Source organism: Arthrobacter sp. NPDC089319, from assembly GCF_040684925.1.
Classification (GTDB): Bacteria; Actinomycetota; Actinomycetes; order Actinomycetales; family Micrococcaceae; genus Crystallibacter.
Map to the genome: position 1 here is coordinate 115,954 of NZ_JBFBGZ010000004.1, position 20,273 is coordinate 136,226.

General features: G+C 67.9%; 16 protein-coding genes. 11 read left to right on the top strand and 5 right to left on the bottom strand.

Annotation, left to right across the window (positions count from 1 at the left end):
- Window positions 1-213: 213 nt before the first annotated feature.
- Complete coding sequence (locus AB0N75_RS07390) at window positions 214-2,424, top strand: bifunctional (p)ppGpp synthetase/guanosine-3',5'-bis(diphosphate) 3'-pyrophosphohydrolase (protein WP_364647886.1); 2,211 nt, start codon at window positions 214-216, stop codon at window positions 2,422-2,424.
- 83 nt (window positions 2,425-2,507) lie between these two features.
- Here AB0N75_RS07390 and AB0N75_RS07395 read toward each other — a convergent pair whose 3' ends face one another.
- The 3 genes from AB0N75_RS07395 to AB0N75_RS07405 all read right to left on the bottom strand — a co-directional run bounded on the left by AB0N75_RS07395 (window position 2,508) and on the right by AB0N75_RS07405 (window position 5,866).
- Window positions 2,508-3,017: a type IV toxin-antitoxin system AbiEi family antitoxin gene (locus AB0N75_RS07395; RefSeq protein WP_364647301.1), complete on the bottom strand. Its 510-nt coding sequence runs from the start codon at window positions 3,015-3,017 to the stop codon at window positions 2,508-2,510.
- A 202-nt stretch (window positions 3,018-3,219) separates the two neighbouring features.
- Window positions 3,220-4,800 carry a DUF349 domain-containing protein gene (locus AB0N75_RS07400; protein WP_364647889.1) on the bottom strand — a complete coding sequence of 527 codons (1,581 nt, stop codon included), beginning with the start codon at window positions 4,798-4,800 and terminating at the stop codon, window positions 3,220-3,222.
- A gap of 274 nt (window positions 4,801-5,074) precedes the next feature.
- Window positions 5,075-5,866 carry a peptidylprolyl isomerase gene (locus AB0N75_RS07405; protein WP_364647304.1) on the bottom strand — a complete coding sequence of 264 codons (792 nt, stop codon included), beginning with the start codon at window positions 5,864-5,866 and terminating at the stop codon, window positions 5,075-5,077.
- Window positions 5,867-6,058: 192 nt separating this feature from the next.
- Here AB0N75_RS07405 and hisS point away from each other — a divergent pair, with 192 nt between their 5' ends.
- Complete coding sequence (gene hisS / locus AB0N75_RS07410; RefSeq protein WP_364647307.1) at window positions 6,059-7,408, top strand: histidine--tRNA ligase; 1,350 nt, start codon at window positions 6,059-6,061, stop codon at window positions 7,406-7,408.
- Between the two features lie 90 nt (window positions 7,409-7,498).
- Here hisS and AB0N75_RS07415 read toward each other — a convergent pair whose 3' ends face one another.
- Window positions 7,499-8,749, bottom strand: coding sequence for an APC family permease (locus AB0N75_RS07415; RefSeq protein ID WP_364647310.1), 1,251 nt, complete (start codon window positions 8,747-8,749; stop codon window positions 7,499-7,501).
- A gap of 209 nt (window positions 8,750-8,958) precedes the next feature.
- Here AB0N75_RS07415 and aspS point away from each other — a divergent pair, with 209 nt between their 5' ends.
- The 3 genes from aspS to AB0N75_RS07430 all read left to right on the top strand — a co-directional run bounded on the left by aspS (window position 8,959) and on the right by AB0N75_RS07430 (window position 13,046).
- On the top strand, window positions 8,959-10,770 hold the full coding sequence (gene aspS / locus AB0N75_RS07420) for an aspartate--tRNA ligase (RefSeq protein WP_364647313.1): 1,812 nt from the start codon (window positions 8,959-8,961) through the stop codon (window positions 10,768-10,770).
- A 109-nt stretch (window positions 10,771-10,879) separates the two neighbouring features.
- Window positions 10,880-11,497 carry a GNAT family N-acetyltransferase gene (locus tag AB0N75_RS07425; RefSeq protein WP_364647316.1) on the top strand — a complete coding sequence of 206 codons (618 nt, stop codon included), beginning with the start codon at window positions 10,880-10,882 and terminating at the stop codon, window positions 11,495-11,497.
- 118 nt (window positions 11,498-11,615) lie between these two features.
- Entirely contained in the window at window positions 11,616-13,046 is a 1,431-nt protein-coding gene (locus AB0N75_RS07430) for a replication-associated recombination protein A (protein WP_364647319.1), read from the top strand.
- Between the two features lie 37 nt (window positions 13,047-13,083).
- On the opposite strand, the gene dtd is transcribed toward AB0N75_RS07430, so the two are convergent.
- Complete coding sequence (dtd, locus tag AB0N75_RS07435) at window positions 13,084-13,536, bottom strand: D-aminoacyl-tRNA deacylase (RefSeq protein WP_364647322.1); 453 nt, start codon at window positions 13,534-13,536, stop codon at window positions 13,084-13,086.
- Between the two features lie 215 nt (window positions 13,537-13,751).
- Here dtd and rpsD point away from each other — a divergent pair, with 215 nt between their 5' ends.
- From rpsD to mltG, 6 genes are all read left to right on the top strand, one after another.
- Window positions 13,752-14,378, top strand: coding sequence for a 30S ribosomal protein S4 (gene rpsD, locus AB0N75_RS07440; RefSeq protein ID WP_136785369.1), 627 nt, complete (start codon window positions 13,752-13,754; stop codon window positions 14,376-14,378).
- Window positions 14,379-14,631: 253 nt separating this feature from the next.
- Window positions 14,632-15,015, top strand: coding sequence for a DUF948 domain-containing protein (locus tag AB0N75_RS07445; RefSeq protein WP_127512668.1), 384 nt, complete (start codon window positions 14,632-14,634; stop codon window positions 15,013-15,015).
- Window positions 15,016-15,033: 18 nt separating this feature from the next.
- Window positions 15,034-15,267: a DUF6167 family protein gene (locus AB0N75_RS07450; RefSeq protein ID WP_364647327.1), complete on the top strand. Its 234-nt coding sequence runs from the start codon at window positions 15,034-15,036 to the stop codon at window positions 15,265-15,267.
- 77 nt (window positions 15,268-15,344) lie between these two features.
- Complete coding sequence (gene alaS, locus AB0N75_RS07455; RefSeq protein ID WP_364647330.1) at window positions 15,345-18,023, top strand: alanine--tRNA ligase; 2,679 nt, start codon at window positions 15,345-15,347, stop codon at window positions 18,021-18,023.
- A 12-nt stretch (window positions 18,024-18,035) separates the two neighbouring features.
- Window positions 18,036-18,608 (top strand): Holliday junction resolvase RuvX, encoded by a 573-nt coding sequence (gene ruvX, locus AB0N75_RS07460; protein ID WP_364647333.1) that lies wholly within the window; start codon window positions 18,036-18,038, stop codon window positions 18,606-18,608.
- Window positions 18,605-20,194 carry an endolytic transglycosylase MltG gene (gene mltG, locus AB0N75_RS07465; protein WP_364647336.1) on the top strand — a complete coding sequence of 530 codons (1,590 nt, stop codon included), beginning with the start codon at window positions 18,605-18,607 and terminating at the stop codon, window positions 20,192-20,194. Before ruvX ends, mltG begins: the two co-directional genes overlap by 4 nt.
- Window positions 20,195-20,273: the final 79 nt, after the last annotated feature.

The window sequence follows — 20,273 nt, forward strand, 5'->3', positions numbered from 1 at the left end:
TGCTGAGGCCGGCGGCCGGAATAATCGACGCCAGCGGCAGTGCCAGGACAAGTCGGAAGGCGGGCAGGATTGGCCGAGAACCTCAGGTCGACAGAGCAGGCCAGTGATAGCGGCGCGAAGCCGGATTCTGGTTCTGCCGAGGTGCCTGCGGCCAAGGAAGCTCCGGCTACCGCACCGGTCCGACACGCGTTCCCGGGCCGCCGGGAACGCACCATGTCCCGGCTGGCCCGGTTGGCCGGCAGAGGAGGATCCGGCTATTCGCCGATCCTCGAGCCGCTGTTGCGAACCGTCCGGGCGAACAACCCGCGCGAGGACTTCGACCTGATCCAGCGCGCCTTCGTTGTGGCAGAGCGCAGCCACCGCGGCCAGAAGCGCAAGAGCGGCGATCCGTACATCACGCACCCGGTGGCCGTCGCCACCATCCTGGCCGAACTCGGCATGACCGGCACGACGCTGGCCGCCGCGCTGCTTCACGACACCGTCGAGGATACGGAATACACCCTCGACACGCTGAAGAAAGAGTTCGGCCCAGAGGTCGCCATGCTGGTGGACGGCGTCACCAAGTTGGACAAGGTGCAGTTCGGCGACGCGGCCCAGTCGGAGACCGTGCGCAAAATGGTCGTGGCGATGGCCAAGGACATCCGCGTCCTGGTGATCAAACTGGCCGACCGGCTGCACAATGCCCGCACCTGGCGTTTCGTGTCCCCGGAGTCGTCAGCCAAGAAGGCCCGCGAGACGCTGGAGATCTTCGCGCCGCTGGCCCACCGGCTGGGCATGAACACCATCAAGTGGGAGCTGGAAGACCTCTCGTTCGCGGCCCTGCACCCCAAGGTCTACGAGGAGATCGTGCGGATGGTGGGGGAGCGCACCCCCGAACGCGAGAAGTACCTGACCACCCTGCGCACCAAGATCGGCGATGATCTGCGTGCGGTCAAGATCAAGGCCACGATCACGGGCCGGCCGAAGCACTACTACTCCATCTATCAGAAGATGATTGTGCGGGGTAAGGACTTCGACGACATCCACGACCTGATGGGCATCCGCGTGCTGGTGGACACCGTCCGCGACTGCTACGCTGCGCTGGGCGCCCTGCATTCGAGGTGGAACCCGCTGCCTGGCCGGTTCAAAGACTACATCGCCATGCCCAAGTTCAATATGTACCAGTCTCTGCACACGACGGTGATCGGCCCGGGCGGCAAGCCGGTAGAAATCCAGATCCGTACCCACGAGATGCACCGCCGCGCCGAGTACGGCGTTGCGGCGCACTGGAAGTACAAGGACATTGCCCGCGGCGGCACGGCCGACGGCGGCGACATGGGTTGGCTCCGGAGCCTGATCGATTGGCAGCAGGAGACCAGTGATCCGGCCGAGTTCCTGGACTCCCTCCGGTTTGAGATTAACGCGAAGGAAGTCTTCGTTTTCACGCCCAAGGGCGAAGTCATGGCGCTGCCGGCCGGCTCAACGCCGGTGGACTTTGCCTACGCGGTGCATACCGAGGTGGGCCATCGCACCATCGGCGCCCGGGTCAACGGCAAACTGGTACCGCTTAACAGCGAGCTCAACCACGGCGACTGGGTGGAGATTTTCACCTCCAAGGCCGAGGGCGCTGGTCCGAGCCAGGATTGGCAGGGCTTCGTCAAGAGCCCGCGGGCGCGGAACAAGATCCGCCAATGGTTCACCAAGGAGCGCCGCGAAGAGGCAATCGAAAAGGGCAAGGAACATCTCACCCGCGCCATGCGGAAGCAGAATCTGCCGCTGCAGAAGATGATGACGCATGACGCGTTGATGTCGGTGGCCCAGGAACTGCATCACGCGGATGTGTCGGCGCTGTATGCCGCGGTGGGCGACGGCCATACCTCCGCGCAAAACGTCATCGAGCATCTGGTGGGCCTGCTCGGCGGACAGGAAGCTGTCGAGGAATCCGAACCGTCCATTTCGACTGTGGTCAAGCGGCCGAAGCATCCCGATTCCGGGGTCACCGTGGTCGGTGTGGGCGATGTCTGGGTCAAGCTGGCCCGGTGCTGCACGCCGGTTCCGCCGGATCCGATCGTCGGTTTCGTCACCCGAGGTTCGGGCGTCTCCGTACACCGCTCCGACTGCCGCAACGTGGCCGAGCTGCGGGAAAGCCCCGACCGCATGGTCAACGTCGCCTGGGCGCCCACGCAGTCCAGCGTGTTCCTGGTGGAGATCCAGGTGGAGGCGCTGGACCGCAAGAGCCTGCTCTCCGACGTCACCCGCGTATTGGCCGAGAACCACGTCAACATCCTCTCCGCGACGGTGCATACCTCAAGCGACAGGCTGGCCATATCGCGGTTCTCCTTCGAGATGGGCGACCCGAAGTATCTGAGCCACGTCCTCAGTGCCGTCCGGCGCATCGACGGCGTGTACGACGTCTACCGCACCTCGGGGTCACAGCGCCGCTGACCCGGTGCTGCAGCCCGCACTGGCCCGCGCGCGGCGGAGCGTCCGGCGCGTGGACCTTGGCTGCGCCGGGCGGAACATGCCGGCTACCGGTCCGCGCCCATCGCTGCGTTAAGACGCTGCAGCGCACGGGCCTTGCCCGGCAACCTGGGCCGTGCCTCGATGGCCTGCCTGATGACGTCCAGCCGGCAACCGAGTCCCTTGGCTCCGCCCAGCGCGCTCAAGACACTGACCGCATCCGGTTCCGGGGCGTGCAGTGCCACGTCCAGTGCGGTCCGCAACGGGGTACTGACCGGGACGCCGCCAATGGTCACCGTATCCAAGGGGCCCAGCGTCACTTCATGGATCAGGGCCGGACGGTAGCGGCCCTGCGAGATTGCCCGATGCCGGTGGTCCAGCAGTACCGAGAGCTTTTCGGGTTCCGGGGCGCAGCCGTATACCCACGCAGCCGTCAACCTCCCCAGCACCACCTTCCGACGAACCTGCTCGGGCAGGCTGAAAAAGGCCGCAGACGCTCGGTGCCGCGGCGTGATCTGGTCCCATGGCAACGCAAACCCCGATCCGTAGACGTTGACCAACAGGCCGTCCAACCGCATGCACTCGAGTTCGCTGCGACTGAACGGATATCCGGGACGCAGCACAGCCGGCGGCGCCTGCGCCGCAGAACCAGCCGGCCATGCAGGGGAGAGGTGAAGGACCATGCCAGCCAGCATGCCAAACGGCACACGACAGCCGAAGGGGCCGGGACCGCCTTGTGGAAAGCGGTCCCGGCCCCTCCGGTTGTGTAGGGCTTGGCGGCTAGGAGAAGTCTTCTGCAGAGCGCTGGAGGGTGTCCAGCCACTGGCGGCGCGCATCCAGGGCCTCGCGTGCGGCGGTGATCCGGCGCTGGTCTCCGGCGCGTTCGGCCTGTGCCAGATCGTCCTCGAGCCCGGCAATGGCCGACTCGAGCTGGGACAGCGCGCTGTTGGTGCGGGCCTTGGTTTCCGGGTTCGTCCGTCGCCAGTGGTCGTCCTCGGCCGACTTGACGGCATCCTCGACCTTGCGGAGGCCGGCGTCGATCCGCTGCATGTCGCCGCGGGGAACCTTTCCGGCTTCCTCCCAGCGGTCGCGGATCGATTGCAATGACTTCTTGGCCGCGGCCAGGTCGGTCACGGGCAGCAGCGCCTGCGCCTCGGCTACCAACGCCTCCTTGACTGCCAAGTTGGCGGAGAACTCCTGGTCGATAGCCTCATTGGCGGACTGGCGTGCAGCGAAGAACTTGTCTTGGGCTGCACGGAACCTGGTCCAGAGCGCGTCATCGTCCTTGCGGCTCGCGCGTTTGGAAGCCTTCCAGTCGTCCATCAGCTTGCGGTACTCGGCGGCCGTGTGGCCCCAGTCGGTCGAGCTGGACAGCTCTTCCGCGCGGGCGATCAGGGCTTCCTTGGCAGCCTTGGCCGCAGCGTTGTCGCTGTCCAGCTGGCTGAAGAATGCGCGGCGGTGCCGGTCGAAGACCGTGCGGGCCGAGCGGAACCGCTTCCAGAGTGCGTCCTCTGTGCTGCGCCCCAGCCGGACGCCGTTCTTCTGGGCGGACTTCCAAGCGTCGAAGAGCTCGTTCATGCGGGCGCTGCTGGTCTTCCACTGCACCGACGACGGATCCTTGCCCGCAATCTCCTCGGCCTCAGCGACGATGGCCTCTCGGGCAGCCAGTTCAGCCGAGCGCTGGGCCTCCTGGCCGGCCTTCTCGGACTTTTGCAGTTCTCTGATGGCAGCGCCGAGTGCCTCCAACCGGGCCTCCAGGGCGGGCACGTCGCCCACCATGTGGCGCTCGGCCGTCTGGGCCTTCAGATGCTCCAGGGTCTTGTGCATGTCGGTGGACGGGGCCTTGGCTTCCACCCGCTGCTCGAGCAGAGCCGCCTGGGCCGCGACGTCGTCGTACTTGCGCACAAAGTACGCCAGCGCCTCGTCTTTGGTGGTGTCCGGATATTGCCCGACCGGGTGTTCCTGACCGTCGATGAGCAGGAATACGTGGCCGTCGTCGGTTACCCGGGCCCATTTGGACGCCTCGGACAACGGCGTCGAGGCGACCGCCGGGGCCGGGATGACCTGCTGTGCCGGAGCGCCAGCAGCACTCTTACCGGGCATAGCGGCCGGCGTTGGCTTCGGTCCGGGCATGGGCTTCGGCGTCGGCTTGGCGGCCGGGCTCGGGGCCTGGCTGGGAGCTTCGGGGACGGCCGGGGCCGCTTCGGAGGAAGCCTGCGGTTCGGCAGCTGCGGGTTCCGGTGCTTCCGGAGCGGCCGCTTCCTGAGACTGCTCGGCCGGGGCCGGTTCTGCCTCAGCCTGGGTCTGCTCGGCCTGCGCGGGCTCAGCCGGAGCGGGTTCTGCCACAGCCTGCGCCTGCACAGCCTGCGCCTGCTCAGCCTGCGCCGGTACTGCCTCAGCCTGCGCCTGCACAGCCGGAGCCGGTACTGCCTCGGCCTGCGCCTGCTCAGCCTGGGTCTGCTCGGCCGGCGCCTGCTGAGCCGGCGCCTGCTGAGCCGGTGCCGAAGTGGCCGCGGCCTGCTCGGTCTCGGTGGTCGGCGCTGTTTCGTCGGATTGTTGACTAGGTGTCACCGCTAGAACTCTTTCGCTTGTGTCCGGGGCCGCCGGTAGAGGCGGCACCGTCGTGGTGTTGGGCTCACTGAAGGGTGAACGACTTAATTGTTACCGGTATTTTAGGCGGGCCGTCCTGGCTATTGGCATCCTCGACGCCGCCGGCCGCAATTTGCTCGATCACGTCCAGCCCTTCGGTTACCTTACCCATAATCGTGTAGCCGCCGGTATCCTGCGGGATCGTCGAATCTTTCCACGCAATGAAGAATTGCGTCCCGTTGCTGTAGGTATCGGCACCGCGGGCGACGGCGATGGTGCCCGCCGGGTAGACGCCGTCCTCGGGGGTGTTCTCCACCGGTCCCCACTGATATTCGGGATCGCCGCTGCCGGCGCCGTCCACTGAACCGCACTGGAGCACGCCCATGCTGGTGGCCGTGGTGAGCCGGTGGCAGGTTTTGCCTTCGAAGAACCCGTCCTTCGCCAAGGTGCTGAAGACCGCCGTCGCCTGGGGAGCTGCCTTGCCATCCAGTTCCACGCCGATATCGCCCTCATTGGTCGCGATGGTGCCGCTGAAAGTCTTACCGGCGGCGACCTCCGGCGAGGGAATGTGGGCTGCGTTGGCGGAGGCCGACGGCGAGGGCGCGGCTGCGGGGTCCTCGAGGCCTTGGCGGACCTGCTCCATCTCGGACGGGGTGGGGTTAGCGGCGAACACGGTCAGTTGGAGGGCCACGGCGCCGGCTATCAAAGCCGCGATGGCCACGCCGGCGGCAATGTTGTCCCGCTTGCGCCGCGCCTGCTGCTCCCGGCGCAGGTCGCGCTTGGCTTCCATCCTGGCAATACGCCGCCGGGCCTCGCGGTCCGGACTGTTCCGTGCCAATGCTCCTCCTGGTCTACGCTGACTGGGTCCGCCCCGCCAGCGGGGCCGCACCGGCAGGGCTGTTTGGTTCCGCTGCCGTTGCAGGCCTTAAAATGGTCCAGCAGCCAGTTTAGCGATTCAGTGCCGCCGCGCGGTCGCCGGCTTCAGAACGACCCGCTTCTTGATCCCTCATCTACTAGGAGATACGTCCGTATGGCACGCAAGGCCTCGCTGTCAGGCTTCCCGGAATGGCTTCCGCAGGAGAGGCTCGTGGAACTTCATGTGCTGGATTCCCTGCGCCGGACTTTTGAGCTGCACGGCTTCTCCTCCATCGAGACACGCGCCGTCGAAACCGTGGCCCAGCTGCTGCGCAAGGGCGAGATCGATAAAGAGGTCTATGGCCTGCACCGACTGCAGGCCGACGAAGCCGAGGGCAAGGGCGATGACAAGCTGGCCCTGCACTTCGACCTCACCGTGCCGTTCGCACGCTATGTGGTGGAGAACGCCGGCCACCTGGCCTTCCCGTTCCGTCGTTACCAGATCCAGAAGGTATGGCGCGGGGAGCGTCCGCAGGAGGGCCGCGCCCGCGAGTTCACCCAAGCGGACATCGACGTGGTGGGCGACGGCGAGCTGCCGTTCCGCTACGACGTGGAGCTGGCGCTGGTGATCGTCGAGGCCCTCGGCGCGCTGCCCATCCCCGACTTCAAGCTGCGCGTGAACAACCGCAAGCTCGCCGAGGGCTTCTACCGCGGCATCGGCCTGACCGATACCGCAGGCGTCCTGCGCAGCATCGACAAGCTGGAGAAAATCGGCCCCGAAAAGGTTGCCGCGCTGCTCCAGGAAGAGCTCGGGGCCACCGACGATCAGGCGCAGGCTGCGCTGAAGCTGGCCTCCATTCGCACCGAAGACACGTCCTTCGTGGAGCAGGTGCGGGCCCTCGGCGTCGAGCACGAACTGCTGGAAACCGGCTTGGCCGAGCTGGAGGAAGTCATCGGCGAGGCGCACCGGCGCGCCCCCGGCAAGGTGATGGCCGACCTGAGCATCGCCCGCGGGCTGGACTACTACACCGGCACCGTCTACGAGACCGTGCTGGTGGGCCACGAACAGCTCGGCTCCATCTGCTCCGGCGGCCGGTATGACGCGCTGGCCACCAAGGGCAACCGCACCTTCCCCGGCGTCGGGCTCTCCATCGGCGTGACCCGGCTGGTGATGCGGATCCTGGGCCAGGAGTTCGCCACCGCGTCGCGGCAGGTCCCGACGGCGGTGCTGGTCACCTTGGCGAACGAGGACAGCTGGTCGCAGGCCCAGGACGTGGCCGGCCAGCTGCGCAAACGCGGCATCAGCGTGGAAGTGGCCGCCAAAGCGGACAAGTTCGGCAAGCAGATTAAGTACGCCGACCGCCGCGGCATCCCGTTCGTGTGGTTTACCTCGGTGGCAGAGGACGGCAGTCACAGCCATGAGGTGAAGGACATCCGTTCCGGCGACCAGCACGCTGCCGATCCCGCCAGTTGGACGCCGCCGGCCGAGGACTTGGTTCCGCAGGTCACGCACGCCGCGCACTGACCTCGGACGTTCCCTGCGTCGGTGAGCCGCAGCCTTGATGCCGGTGCACGAGCGTCGGCAGCAAGGCGACCGGCCCGACGACGTTGGTGCTTAGGCGCCGGGCCGACGGCGGACCGGCGCCAGGGCGGCGCGGCCGACCACGCCGGCGCCGAGGACAGCCACCATCAGCACCACCGAGGTAAACGGCAGCGTGAAGGCCAAGACCAGGCAACCGACCAGCCCGGCAACGTTCAGCAGCTTCGGCGCATGCCACGGCCGCTCGTCCAGAGTCAGGGCGGCTGCATTGGCCACGCTGTAATAGATCAGCACTCCGAAGCTGGAGAAGCCCACCACGGCCAGCACATCCTGGGTGAGCAGCAGGAAAATGACGACGGCGGCGACCACCAGTTCCGCCGCCCACGGAACCTTGAAGCGCGTCCCCACCTTGCTGAACACCCGGGGCAGGTCGCCTTCCCGGGCCATGGCAAAGGTGGTCCGGCCGATGCCTGCGATCAAGGCCAGCAGCGCGCCGAGGCTGGCCAGGGCGGCGGCCATGGCAATGGCCGTGGTGCCCACGCCGCCGCCGACCTCTTCCATGACCGCGTGCAGGGGGGCCTCGGTCATCGCCAGCAGTTCCGGTCCCAGATAGCGCAGCAGGCCCAGACCGATCAGCACGTAGAGCACGAACGTGATCAATAGCGCGGAGAAGATGGCCAGCGGAATCAGCTTCTTTGGTTCGCGGATTTCTTCGCCCATGGTCGCAATCCGTGCGTAGCCGGCGAATGCGAAGAAGAACAGCCCGGCGGCCTGCAGGACTCCGTACGGGGAAAATTCGGCCGCCGTCGCCGGGCCGCCGATGGGATCGGCGTCGAACGCCACCACGACCACAAAAACCAAGATGGCGGCCACGAAAGCCACGATCCAGCGAGTCACCCAGGCGGTCCTCGTGATGCCCAGCAGGTTGACCGACGTCAGCACCACCACCGCGGCTACGGCGGCGGCGGTGGCGTACTCGGGGAAAACGTAGATGCCGAAGGTCAACGCCATGGCCGCGCAGGAGGCGATTTTGCCGGTGACGAAGCTCCAGCCGGCCAGGAAGCCGGGCCATTCACCCAGACGCTTCCGGCCGTAGATGTAGGCGCCGCCGCTGGTGGGGTAGAGGGTGGCCAGTTGCGCGGTGGCGCTGGCATTGCAGTAGGCCACGAAGCCGGCGATGGCCAGCGCCAGCGGCAGCCAGGGTCCGGCGGCTGCGGCGGCCGGAGTGAAAACCACGAAGACGCCCGCGCCGATCATGGAGCCCACGCCCACGGTGGTGGCGTCCACCCCGCCCAGCCGGCGTTCCAGCGATGATTCACTACTCACAGATGCCACAGCTCCTAGCTGCGGGGCCCGCGGGGTCTGCGGCCCGCCGGGCCACTGGGGCCACATGGCCGGGGTTCGGGTCCGGGGCGCCGCGTGATCAACGGTAAACTCGTGTACGTCTCCACTAACCATAGCCGTACCCCGCCGCCGCACCAGGTAAACAACAGCGGGCGGACAGCTGAGCAATTCGTTCTACCGGAAGGACTGTTGTGCTGCGCACACACGACCTCGGCACCCTCAGGGCCGAGCACATCGGACAAACCGTTACCCTCGCCGGCTGGGTGGCCCGCCGCCGCGACCACGGTGGTGTGGCCTTCCTGGACCTACGCGATGCCTCCGGCGTGGCGCAGGTGGTGGTCCGCGAAGAAGATGTCTTCCACGCGCTGCGCAACGAATATGTGCTGCAGATTAAAGGCACCGTGGAGAAGCGCCCGGAGGGCAACGAAAACCCGGGCCTTGCCAGCGGCGAGGTAGAGGTCATCGCGGAGGACGTCGTCGTTCTCAATACCGCCGACCCGCTGCCGTTCCAGGTGGACGAGCACGTGGAGGTGGGCGAGGAAGCCCGGCTCAAGCACCGCTACCTGGACCTGCGCCGGCCCGGCCCGTCGAAGGCGCTGCGGTTGCGCTCGGAGGTCAACCGGACGGCACGCGAACTGCTGCATGCCGACGGATTCGTGGAGATCGAAACCCCGACGCTGACCCGCTCGACGCCCGAAGGCGCCCGCGACTTTCTGGTGCCGGCACGCCTGGCCCCCGGCTCCTGGTACGCGCTGCCGCAGTCCCCGCAGCTGTTCAAGCAGCTGCTGCAGGTGGGCGGCTTCGAGAAGTACTACCAGATTGCCCGCTGCTACCGCGACGAGGACTTCCGTGCCGACCGCCAGCCGGAGTTCACCCAGCTGGACATCGAGGCCAGCTTCGTGGACCAGAACGACATCATCGCGCTGGGCGAGCGGATCGTGCAGGCGCTGTGGCGGCTGATCGGCGTCGAAATCAGCACCCCGATCGCGCGGATGACCTACGCCGAGGCGATGGACAAGTACGGCTCGGACAAGCCGGACCTGCGGTTCGGCCAGGAGCTGACCGAGCTGACCGACTTCTTCAAGGACACCACCTTCCGCGTCTTCCAAGCCCCGTACGTGGGGGCCGTGGTGATGCCCGGCGGCGCCTCGCAGGCCCGCCGCACGCTGGACGCTTGGCAGGAATGGGCCAAGCAGCGCGGCGCCAAGGGCCTTGCCTACGTGCTGGTCCAGGAGGACGGCGAGCTGACCGGCCCGGTGGCCAAGAACCTCACCGACTTCGAGCGCGAAAACCTGGCCGGCACGGTTGGCGCCAAGCCCGGTGACTGCATCTTCTTCGCCGCCGGCGACCGCGCCGCCTCGCGCGGCCTGCTCGGCGCGGCCCGGGTGGAAATCGGCCACCGGACCGGACTGATCAAGGACGGCGACTGGGCCTTCGTGTGGGTGGTTGACGCGCCGATGTTCGAGCCCGCCGAAGCCGCCGTGGCCTCGGGCGACGTGGCCGTCGGTTCCGGCAAGTGGACGGCCGTGCACCACGCCTTCACCTCGCCCAAGCCGGAGTTCATGGACACCTTTGACACCGATCCGGAGTCGGCGCTGTCCTACGCCTACGACATTGTCTGCAACGGCAACGAGATCGGCGGCGGATCCATCCGTATCCACAAGCGCGACATGCAGGAGCGCGTGTTCAAGGTGATGGGGTTGGACAAGGAGTCGGCGCAGACCAAGTTCGGCTTCCTGCTGGAAGGCTTCAAGTACGGTGCCCCGCCGCACGGCGGCATTGCGTTCGGCTGGGACCGCGTGGTGGCGCTGCTGGCCGGCGAGGATTCCATCCGCGAGGTCATCGCCTTCCCGAAGACCGGCGGCGGCTACGATCCGCTGACCGCTGCCCCGGCCGCGATCACGCCGCAGCAGCGCAAGGAAGCGGGCGTGGACGCCGAGCCGCAGCCCAAGGAGCAGAATAAGGACTCCGCCAAGGAATCGGCCGAGTCTGAGGCCAAGTAGCCCGGCGCCAAGCAACCGGGCACCGGTCCGGCAACGCATTCGGCACTGACGGACGACGGCGGGCGCGCACCTCTTGTGGTGCGCGCCCGCCGTGTTGTCTGCTGGGGGCATGACTACGGACACCGGCGCCGACGTGGCGATCGTGCCTGCGAATGAATCCTCGTGGGACCAACTGCAGTCAGTGTTGGGTGTCCGCGGCGAGGCGTCCCGCTGCCAGTGCCAGTGGTTCCAGACCCCGGCCGCCCAATGGCGGGAGGAGCACGTGGAGGAACGGGCCTACCGGCTCCGGGCCGAGACCGGCTGCGGTGACCCGGCGGCCGCCTCCACCAGCGGTCTGGTGGCCTATTTGGACGGTGAGCCGGCCGGTTGGTGCGCGGTGGAACCGCGGACCGCCTACCGGCGCCTGCGGACCAGCCGTGTGGTGTGGGCCGGCCGCGACGAGGACCCGGACGACGGCACCGTCTGGGCCGCGGTGTGCTTCGTGACCCGGGCGGGGTTCCGGCGCCGCGGCATTAGCAGGGCGCTGGCCGCGGCCGTGCCGGGCTGGGCGCAGGAGAACGGCGCCCGGGCCGTCGAAGGGTATCCGCTCATTCCGAAGCCCGGGCAGGAAATGACGTGGGGTGAACTCTACGTTGGCAGCCGCAGCATCTTCGCCGCGGCCGGTTTCCGCGAAGTCAGCCGCCCCACCGCCCGCCGGGCAGTGATGCGGATCGACTTCGAGCGCTAACCGGACGTCGCGCCCTGCGGGGACGTCGGCAGGCCGCGGCGCCGCAGGCAGAACCGCGCCGGCGCGGCCCTGGACGCTGCCGGCGGAGCAGGGCGGATGAACGGATAGCCTTGACGGTGTGAGTGATTTGTTCAGTGCAGCCGCGGATGACGACGAAGACTACGACGGCGGGGGCAGCGGCCACGGCCACAACTCGGCGTCCGGTGACGGCGGCGGATCCACCCGTCCGCGCAGCCCGCTGGCGGTCCGGATGCGGCCGCGTACGCTTGATGACGTGGTGGGCCAGCAGCACCTGCTCCAGCCCGGGTCACCGCTGCGCATGCTGGCGGCCGGCGGTGCGGCCACCGGACCGGCGGGACCGTCGTCGGTCATGCTGTGGGGTCCGCCCGGCACCGGCAAGACCACGCTGGCGCACGTGATCGCCCGCGGCCCGGGCCGCAAGTTCGTGGAACTCTCCGCGATCACCGCCGGCGTCAAGGACGTGCGCCGGGTGATGGACGAGGCGCTGACCGCCCGGGACCTGCACCGCACCACCACGGTGCTGTTCCTGGATGAGATCCACCGGTTCAACAAGGCACAGCAGGACGCGCTGCTGCCGGGCGTCGAAAACCGCTGGGTGGTGCTGGTTGCCGCCACCACGGAGAATCCATCCTTCTCGGTGGTCTCGCCGCTGCTGTCCCGTTCGTTGCTGCTGACCCTGAAGCCGCTGACCGCGGACGATATTGAGCAGTTGCTGGTGCGCGCGGTCCAGGACGAGCGCGGGCTGGCCGGCCGCGTGGAGCTGAGCGAGGAGGCACTGGAACACTTGGTCCGACTGGCCGCCGGCGACGCCCGCCGCGGCCTGACCTCGCTGGAGGCCGCCGCGGGCGTGGCCTGGGGCGAGTCCGGCGGGGAAGGTGAAGACGGCGCCCCGGTCCGGGTGGAACTCAGCCACGCCGAGCGCGCCACGGACCGTGCCGCCCTGCGCTACGACAAGGCAGGGGACCAGCACTACGACATCACCAGTGCCTTCATCAAGTCGATGCGCGGCTCCGACGTGGACGCCGCGCTGCACTACATGGCGCGGATGCTGGAGGCGGGGGAGGATCCGCGCTTCGTGGCGCGCCGGATCATGGTCCACGCCTCCGAGGACGTGGGGATGGCCGATCCCACCGCGTTGCAGACTGCGGTCGCCGCGGCCCAGGCCGTCCAATTGATCGGCATGCCCGAAGCCCGGCTGGTGCTGGCCCAGGCCGTGGTCCACATCGCCACGGCGCCGAAGTCGCCGGCCTGCCACGACGCGATCAACGCCGCGGTGGCGGACGTCCGGGCGGGGCGCGGCCAAGGGGTTCCGGTCCACTTGCGCGACTCCCACTACGCGGGGGCCAAGGGGATGGGCCATGGCAAGGGCTATGTGTACTCGCACGACGCCCCGCACGGGATTGCCGCCCAGCAGTACGCGCCGGACGACTTGGTGGGCCGGAACTACTACGAACCCACCACCAACGGCGCGGAGCGGGAGATCTCGGCCCGGGTGGACCGGCTGCGCAAGATCATCCGTGGATCCTGACGACGGCGGGGTCCCGGCTCCTCCACGGCAGGCCGCCTTACCCGCGGCGCGGCTTGGCGAAATCCTCGGTGTCCAGGCTGATGGTGAACGGGCCCGAGTTCACCAGTTCCACCTCCATCATGGCGCCGAAGACACCGGTCGCCACCTGGGCGCCCAGGCCGCGCAGCTCCGCGACGAAGCGATCCAGCAGCGGTTCACTGACATCACCGGGCGCGGCCGCGGACCAGGACGGCCGCCGGCCGCGCCGGGTATCTGCGTACAGCGTGAACTGGCTGACCACCAGCAGCGGTGCGCCGGCATCGGCGCAGGAGAGCTCGCCGTCCAGGATGCGCAGCCGCCAGATCTTCTCCGCCAGCACCGCGGCGTCCTGGCCGGTGTCGGAGTGGGTGGCGCCCACCAGCACCACCAACCCCGGGCCGGACAGGGCGCCCACTACCGTGCCGTCGACGCTGACGCTGGCGCGGCTCGCGCGCTGCAGAATGGCTCGCATCCAGCCAGCCTAGACGTGGCAGGGCGGCCGGTCGGCTGATGCTAGAATGGTTGGCTGACTGGCAAGCCGTTCTTGCGCCGTCGATCCCTTGAGCTCTTCAGCGAAGGGGAGAAGCGTGCCCGGGACGGACTGTAGCTGAAGGTAGCGGTTGACCAACGCTCTCCGGGACTTGGAGGCCAGCAAACCATTACACCGCACATAACTGGAAGGACATCGTGGCTAACAACACACGAGCCCGCCGCAAGGTCCGCATTTCGCGTGCCCTTGGCATTGCCCTGACGCCCAAGGCTGAGAAGTACATGGAGCGTCGTCCGTACGGCCCCGGCCAGCACGGACGCGCCCGCCGCAAGCAGGACAGTGACTACGCCGTACGTCTGCGCGAAAAGCAGCGTCTGCGTGCCCAGTACGGCATCCGCGAAGCACAGATGACCCGTGTCTTCGAGGAAGCCCGCAACACCGCCGGTCTGACCGGTGAAAACCTGATCGAGCTGCTGGAAATGCGTCTCGACGCCCTGGTGCTGCGTGCCGGCTTCGCCCGCACCATCGCCCAGGCCCGCCAGCTTGTGGTGCACCGCCACATCATGGTCAACGGCAAGCGCGTGGACCGCCCGTCCTTCCGCGTTTCCGAGGGCCAGCTGATCCACGTGCACGAGCGCTCCGAAAAGATGCCCCCGTTCCAGGTGGCAGCTGCCGGCGCTCACCGCGACGTGCTCCCCAACGTTCCGGCGTACCTCGATGTTGCTTTGGAGAAGCTGCAGGCCCGCCTGGTCCGCCGCCCCAAGCGCTCCGAGGTTCCCGTGACCTGCGAAGAGCAGCTGGTGGTCGAATACTACGCTCGCTAGAAACGTAGTTCCGGGGCCTGAAAACCTACGGAACCACCCCAGCGAGATGCCGCCTCCGTGCACGGAGGCGGCGCTGAACAGCCCGCGGCATCGGCCGCGGGCTGTTCAGTAGGTAAGGTGATGAGAGCGGCGGGAAAGATGCCTGGACCAGGCACGCCCCGCCGTCGTCAGCCGGACCCCGCAGCACAAGGCTTGCCTGCGCTGCGCGCGGACCGGATGGCGCCGTCAACCAACAAGAGGAGCGTTTGAACCTATGTCAGGTGGAGATATCGCCGGTCTGATCGCCGCGGGAGTATTCGCGGTGCTGGTGGCCCTGCTGGCCATCCCGGTATGGAAGCTCGGCAAAGTGTTTGATGAACTGCGCCAGGCCATCCGCGAGCTCAGCGACGGCACCACCCCGTTGATTGGCGAAGTCACCACCACGGTCAGCACCACCAACGAACAGTTGCGGAAGGTCGACGGCATCTCCAACAACGTGTCGGACGCCTCGGCCAATGTTTCCGCCCTGACGTCGCTGCTCTCCGCGACCCTGGGCTCGCCGCTGATTAAGGTGGCAGCCTTCTCCTACGGCGTGCGCAGCGCCTTCAACACCGCCGGCAAGGGCGCGCCCGAGGGCAAGCGCCGCCGCGGCCGCTAATCCGCGAGAGGAACCGACATGAAGCGAATGATTTGGATGGCCGCAGGTGTGGCGATCGGCGTGCTGGCGGTCCGCAAGCTCTCCCAGACGCGGGACGCGCTGGGACCGGCCGGACTGAACCGCGCGCTGGGACAGGTGGCCGATTCGGTGGCCACCTTCGCCGACGCGGTCCGGGACGGCATGCAGGAACGCGAAATGGACCTGCGCCTGGCCCTGGGCATCGATTCCGCCGACGACGTCCGCACGCGCTAAGTTTTTTAGGACGGCATTCAAGCCACGCACCGGCCCGCACGGGCGGTTTGTACCCTGGAAGGTAAGACACAGGCACCATGAAATCCCACGAGATTGTCCGCCGCTGGCTCGACTTCTTCGAGAAAAAGGGCCATGCCGTGGTCCCGTCGGCGTCCTTGGTGTCGCCGGACCCTTCGCTGCTGTTCACCGTGGCGGGCATGGTGCCGTTCATCCCGTACCTGACCGCGCGCGAAACGCCGCCGTACCCGCGCGCCACCAGCGTGCAGAAGTGCATCCGCACCGCGGACATCGAAGAGGTCGGCAAGACGGTCCGGCACGGCACGTTCTTCCAGATGTGCGGCAACTTCTCCTTCGGCGACTACTTCAAGGAGCAGGCCATCGCGATGGCCTGGGAACTGCTGACCAGCCCGGTGGAGCAGGGCGGCTACGGCCTGCCGCCGGAGAAGCTCTGGATCACCGTCTACGAAGAGGATGAGGAAGCCCTCGCCATCTGGCGCGACCAGGTAGGTGTCCCGGCCGACCGGATCCAGAAATCCGGCAAGAAGGACAACTACTGGTCCACCGGCCAGCCCGGCCCGGCCGGCCCCTGCTCGGAAATCTTCTACGACCGCGGTCCGGAGTACGGGATCGAGGGCGGCCCGATCGCCGATGAGACCCGCTACATCGAGATCTGGAACCTGGTCTTCATGCAGTACCAGCGCGGCGCCGGCATCGGTAAGGAAGACTTCGAGATCCTCGGCGAGCTGCCGCAGAAGAACATTGACACCGGCCTGGGCATGGAACGCCTCGCGATGATCCTGCAGGGCGTGGAGAACATGTACGAGACGGACCAGGTCCGCCCCGTGCTGGACAAGGCCGCGGAAATTTCCGGCCGGGAATACACCAGCGCCGAGTCCGACGACGATCCGCACCACACCGACGACGTGCGGCTGCGCGTGGTCGCCGACCACATCCGCTCGGCACTGATGCTGATTTCCGACGGCGTGACCCCCTCCAACGAGGGCCGCGGCTATGTGCTGCGCCGCCTGATCCGCCGTGCCGTGCGCGCCATGCGCCTGCTTGGTGTGGAAAAGGCATGCCTGCCGGAGCTGCTGCCGGTCTCCCGCGACGCCATGAAGGGCACCTACCCGGCGGTGGCGGACGACTTTGAGCGGATCAGCAGGATCGCCTATGCCGAAGAGAAGGCCTTCCTGCGCACCATCGCCTCCGGCACCGCGAGGCTGGAAGAGGCCGTGAAGGAATCGAAGGCCGCGTCGAAGCCGCTTTCCGGCGAGGATGCCTTCACCCTGCACGACACTTACGGCTTCCCGATCGACCTCACGCTGGAAATGGCCGAAGAAGCGGGCCTGCAGGTGGACGAGGCCGGTTTCCGCACGCTGATGGCCGAGCAGCGCCAGCGTGCCCAGGCCGATGCCCGCGGCAAGAAGCTGGGCCACGCCGACGTGACCGTCTTCCGCGAAATGCTGGCCGAGGGCGAAACCGTTTTCACCGGCTACGACGAGCTGAACACCGAGTCCACCGTGCGCGGCATTGTCCGCGGCGGCGAGGTGCGCGGTTTCGCCGGCCAGGGCGAGGAAATCGAGCTGGTGCTCGACGCGACCCCGTTCTACGCAGAGGCCGGCGGCCAGGCCGCCGACGTCGGGCTGATCACCGGCGACGGGTTCGTGGTCGAGGTGCTGGACGTGCAGAAGCCGGTCAAGGGCCTGAGCGTGCACAAGGCCGTGGTCCGCGAAGGCGAACTGCCCGCCGGCGCCACGGTCCAGGCCGCAGTGGACGCGCAGCGCCGCCACGCCGGCGAGCAGGCGCACTCCGGCACGCACATCATCCACGCCGCCCTGCACCAGATCCTGGGCCCGGAGGCGCTGCAGCGCGGTTCCTTCAACAAGGCCGGCTACCTCCGCTTCGACTTCTCCTGGGGCGAGGGCCTCTCCGACGCCGCCAAGTCGGAGGTCGAAGAGGTTTCCAACCTGGCCATCCGCAACAACTTCGAGGTCCAGACCCGCGTGATGCCGCTGGCCCAGGCCCGCGAGCTGGGCGCCACGGCGCTCTTCGGCGAGGCCTACGGGGACACCGTGCGCGTGGTGGAGATCGACGGCGCCTGGTCCCGCGAACTCTGCGGCGGCACCCACGTGGAGGGCACCTCGCAGATCGGCTCGCTGATGCTGCTGGGCGAGGCCTCCGTGGGCTCCGGCAACCGGCGGGTGGAGGCGTTCGTGGGCATGGAGGCCTTCCGCCACATGGCCGCCGAGCGCGCACTGGTGACCGAGCTGTCCGAGATGCTCAAGGTTCCCGGCGCCCAGCTGCCCGAGCGCATCGCCGCCACGCTGGCCAAGCTGAAGTCCGTGGAGAAGGAACTGGACAAGCTGCGCAAGGAACAACTGGCAGCCTCCGCCGGCGCGCTGGTCTCCCAGGCGCAGGACGTGGCAGGCATCCGCTTGCTGGCGCACAACGTTGGCGACCTCAACGGCGCCGACGACCTGCGCAACCTGGCCCTGGACCTGCGGACGCGCTTGGGGTCCGAGCCGGTCACCGTGGCGATGACGGGCGTGGCCAACGGCCGTCCGCTGATCCTGGTGGCGACCAACGAGGCGGCACGCGCCGCCGGTGTCAAGGCCGGTGCGCTGGTCAAGGTCGCCGCCGGAGTGCTGGGCGGCGGCGGCGGCGGCAAGGACGACGTTGCCCAGGGCGGCGGATCCGATGCAGCCAAGATCGACGAGGCACTGGCCGCCGTGACGGCCGCGGTCGCGAACCGCTAGGGGCCCGGCATCGTGTCTTCGACCGACTATCCGCGCGGCACCAAACTCGGTGTGGACGTCGGTGCAGTGCGCGTGGGCGTGGCCAGCTGTGATCCGGACGGGATCCTGGCCACGCCGGTGCGCACCCTGAAGCGCGACGCCAAGAAGGACAGCGACATCAGGGTGCTGGTGCGCGAGGCCGCTGAACGGGGAGCTGTCCAGGTTTTCGTGGGACTTCCGCGGACTCTTTCCGGCGGCGAATCTGCGTCCACCGAGATGGCCCGCAGCTACGCCCGCAAGCTGGCCGCGGCGCTGGCCGCGGCCGGATCGCCGGCCAGCGTCAGCCTGATTGATGAACGCCTGACCACCGTGGCGGCGCACCGTGGATTGCGCGATGCTGGCATGGATACGCGTCAACATCGTAAAGTGGTTGATCAGGTAGCTGCGGTAGGTATCCTGCAGCAGGCCATTGACATGCAACGGGCCCAAGGACAGGACGTGGGGACACCTGTCGCACCGCCCGCCGGCCGAGATGTGCCGGACGCCAGCCATGAGGAGCCGACGATTTCGCACGGACATGATCGAAGCGGGGATCCGGGAACGTGAGTAAGCACCCCGACGACTGGACCAACCTGCCGTCCCGGCGAGCCGCGCGCGGACGCCAGGCCGCTGATCCGCGCTTTGACGACACCGTTCCCCCTTACTGGGACGACGACGCGGTACCCGAATGGGAAGAGCCGCCCGCGGACGAGGCCTGGCCCGATCCGGCCAGCCAGCCGGCCGCGCCCCCCAACGCTCCCGCAGCGGACGAACCGGCTACCGGCTGGGACGACCCGGAGCCGGCCACCGTGATCCAGCATCACGTGCCCGCCCGCGGTGAGCCCCGCCGTCGTCCGCAGCCGGAGCCACAGCCAGCGGCAGAACCCGACGCAGAATATTCTGCGGGTGCCGCCGGCTCCGCGGCTCCTGGGGCGGACAGCGCCCCTTACTCCGCAGAGCGCGACTGGCAAGCTGCCGACGCGGACCCGGGCTACGAGGATGACGGCCAGATTTACCACGACGGTCGGCTGGACTTTTTCGAGGACGAACCTGCCTCCGGCCGGAAGCGTCCGGTCCGCACCAAGAAGCGCGCCCGCCGGCGGCGCAACACCATCATGCTGGTGGTCTTCGCGGTCTTCGCCGCGGGCCTGGTTGGCGTGGTGCTGTTCCTGCAGAACCTGCTGGGCATGGGCGGCGGCCCCGAAGACTATCCGGGCCCCGGCGAGGGACAAGTCACCTTCACGGTGCAACAGGGCGCTGGCCCGCTGGTGATCGCCGAGTCCTTGGTGGAGCAGGACATCATCTCCAACAGCGAGACCTTCCTGGGCGAACTTGCCAGCCAAGCGGACGGCCGTGAGGTTCAGCCCGGTGACTACCAGATGCAATACAAGCTGCCGGCCGCGGACGCCGCAGCCATCCTGTTGGAGGACGTGGGGGAGAAGGTCTCCTACGCCGCCATCAACCGCACCTGGCGCGAAGAAGAGGTTTTCGCGGCACTGAGCGAAGGCACGCAGATCCCGGCCTCCGAGTTTGCTGAACTGGCCAAAAACCCGCAGCAGTTTGGGTTGCCCGAGGACGCGCGCAATCTGGAAGGCTATCTCTTCCCCGGCGAGTACCGCTGGCCGCTGGAGACCAGCGCCAAGGACATTCTCACCGAACTGGTGGGCAACACCGTGGACCGGCTGACCAAGGACGGGATTTCCGATCCGCAGGAACAGTTCCGGGTGCTGACCATCGCCAGCATCATCGAGGCCGAGGCCGGCGAAGCCGACTACGCCACGGTGGCCGGCGCCATCCAGAACCGGTTAAAGCCGGACAACACCGAAACGAACGGCCTGATCCAGTCGGACGCCACGGTGACCTACGGGCTGGGCCGGAAGGGCTACGACATCACGCCGGAGGAAAAGGCGGACAAGTCCAACCCCTACAACACCTACGCGCACACCGGGCTGCCCGCCGGACCGATCAACTCACCCGGCGGACCGGCCATCGACGCGGCCGCCAGCCCGGCCGACGTGCCCTACTACTACTGGGTGACGGTCAACCTGGACACCGGCGAGACGAAGTTCGCCGAGACGCTGGAACAGCACAACGCGTACACCAAGGAATACCAGCAGTGGTGCAGCACTCAGAAAGAGGGCCGGTGCAGTTGACCGCCGGTCCCGCCGACAGCGTGTCTGCCGACGGTGTGCATGTCGGCCGCGTGTCCGGCGGCACCTCTGCCGGCCACGC

Coding starts and splice junctions, on each gene's coding strand:
- hisS (WP_364647307.1), top strand. CDS start 6,059: ATGGCACGCAAGGCCTCGCTGTCAGGCTTCCCGGAATGGCTTCCGCAG.
- dtd (WP_364647322.1), bottom strand. CDS start 13,536: ATGCGAGCCATTCTGCAGCGCGCGAGCCGCGCCAGCGTCAGCGTCGAC.
- AB0N75_RS07425 (WP_364647316.1), top strand. CDS start 10,880: ATGACTACGGACACCGGCGCCGACGTGGCGATCGTGCCTGCGAATGAA.
- AB0N75_RS07445 (WP_127512668.1), top strand. CDS start 14,632: ATGTCAGGTGGAGATATCGCCGGTCTGATCGCCGCGGGAGTATTCGCG.
- AB0N75_RS07450 (WP_364647327.1), top strand. CDS start 15,034: ATGAAGCGAATGATTTGGATGGCCGCAGGTGTGGCGATCGGCGTGCTG.
- AB0N75_RS07395 (WP_364647301.1), bottom strand. CDS start 3,017: ATGCGGTTGGACGGCCTGTTGGTCAACGTCTACGGATCGGGGTTTGCG.
- alaS (WP_364647330.1), top strand. CDS start 15,345: ATGAAATCCCACGAGATTGTCCGCCGCTGGCTCGACTTCTTCGAGAAA.
- AB0N75_RS07390 (WP_364647886.1), top strand. CDS start 214: ATGTCCCGGCTGGCCCGGTTGGCCGGCAGAGGAGGATCCGGCTATTCG.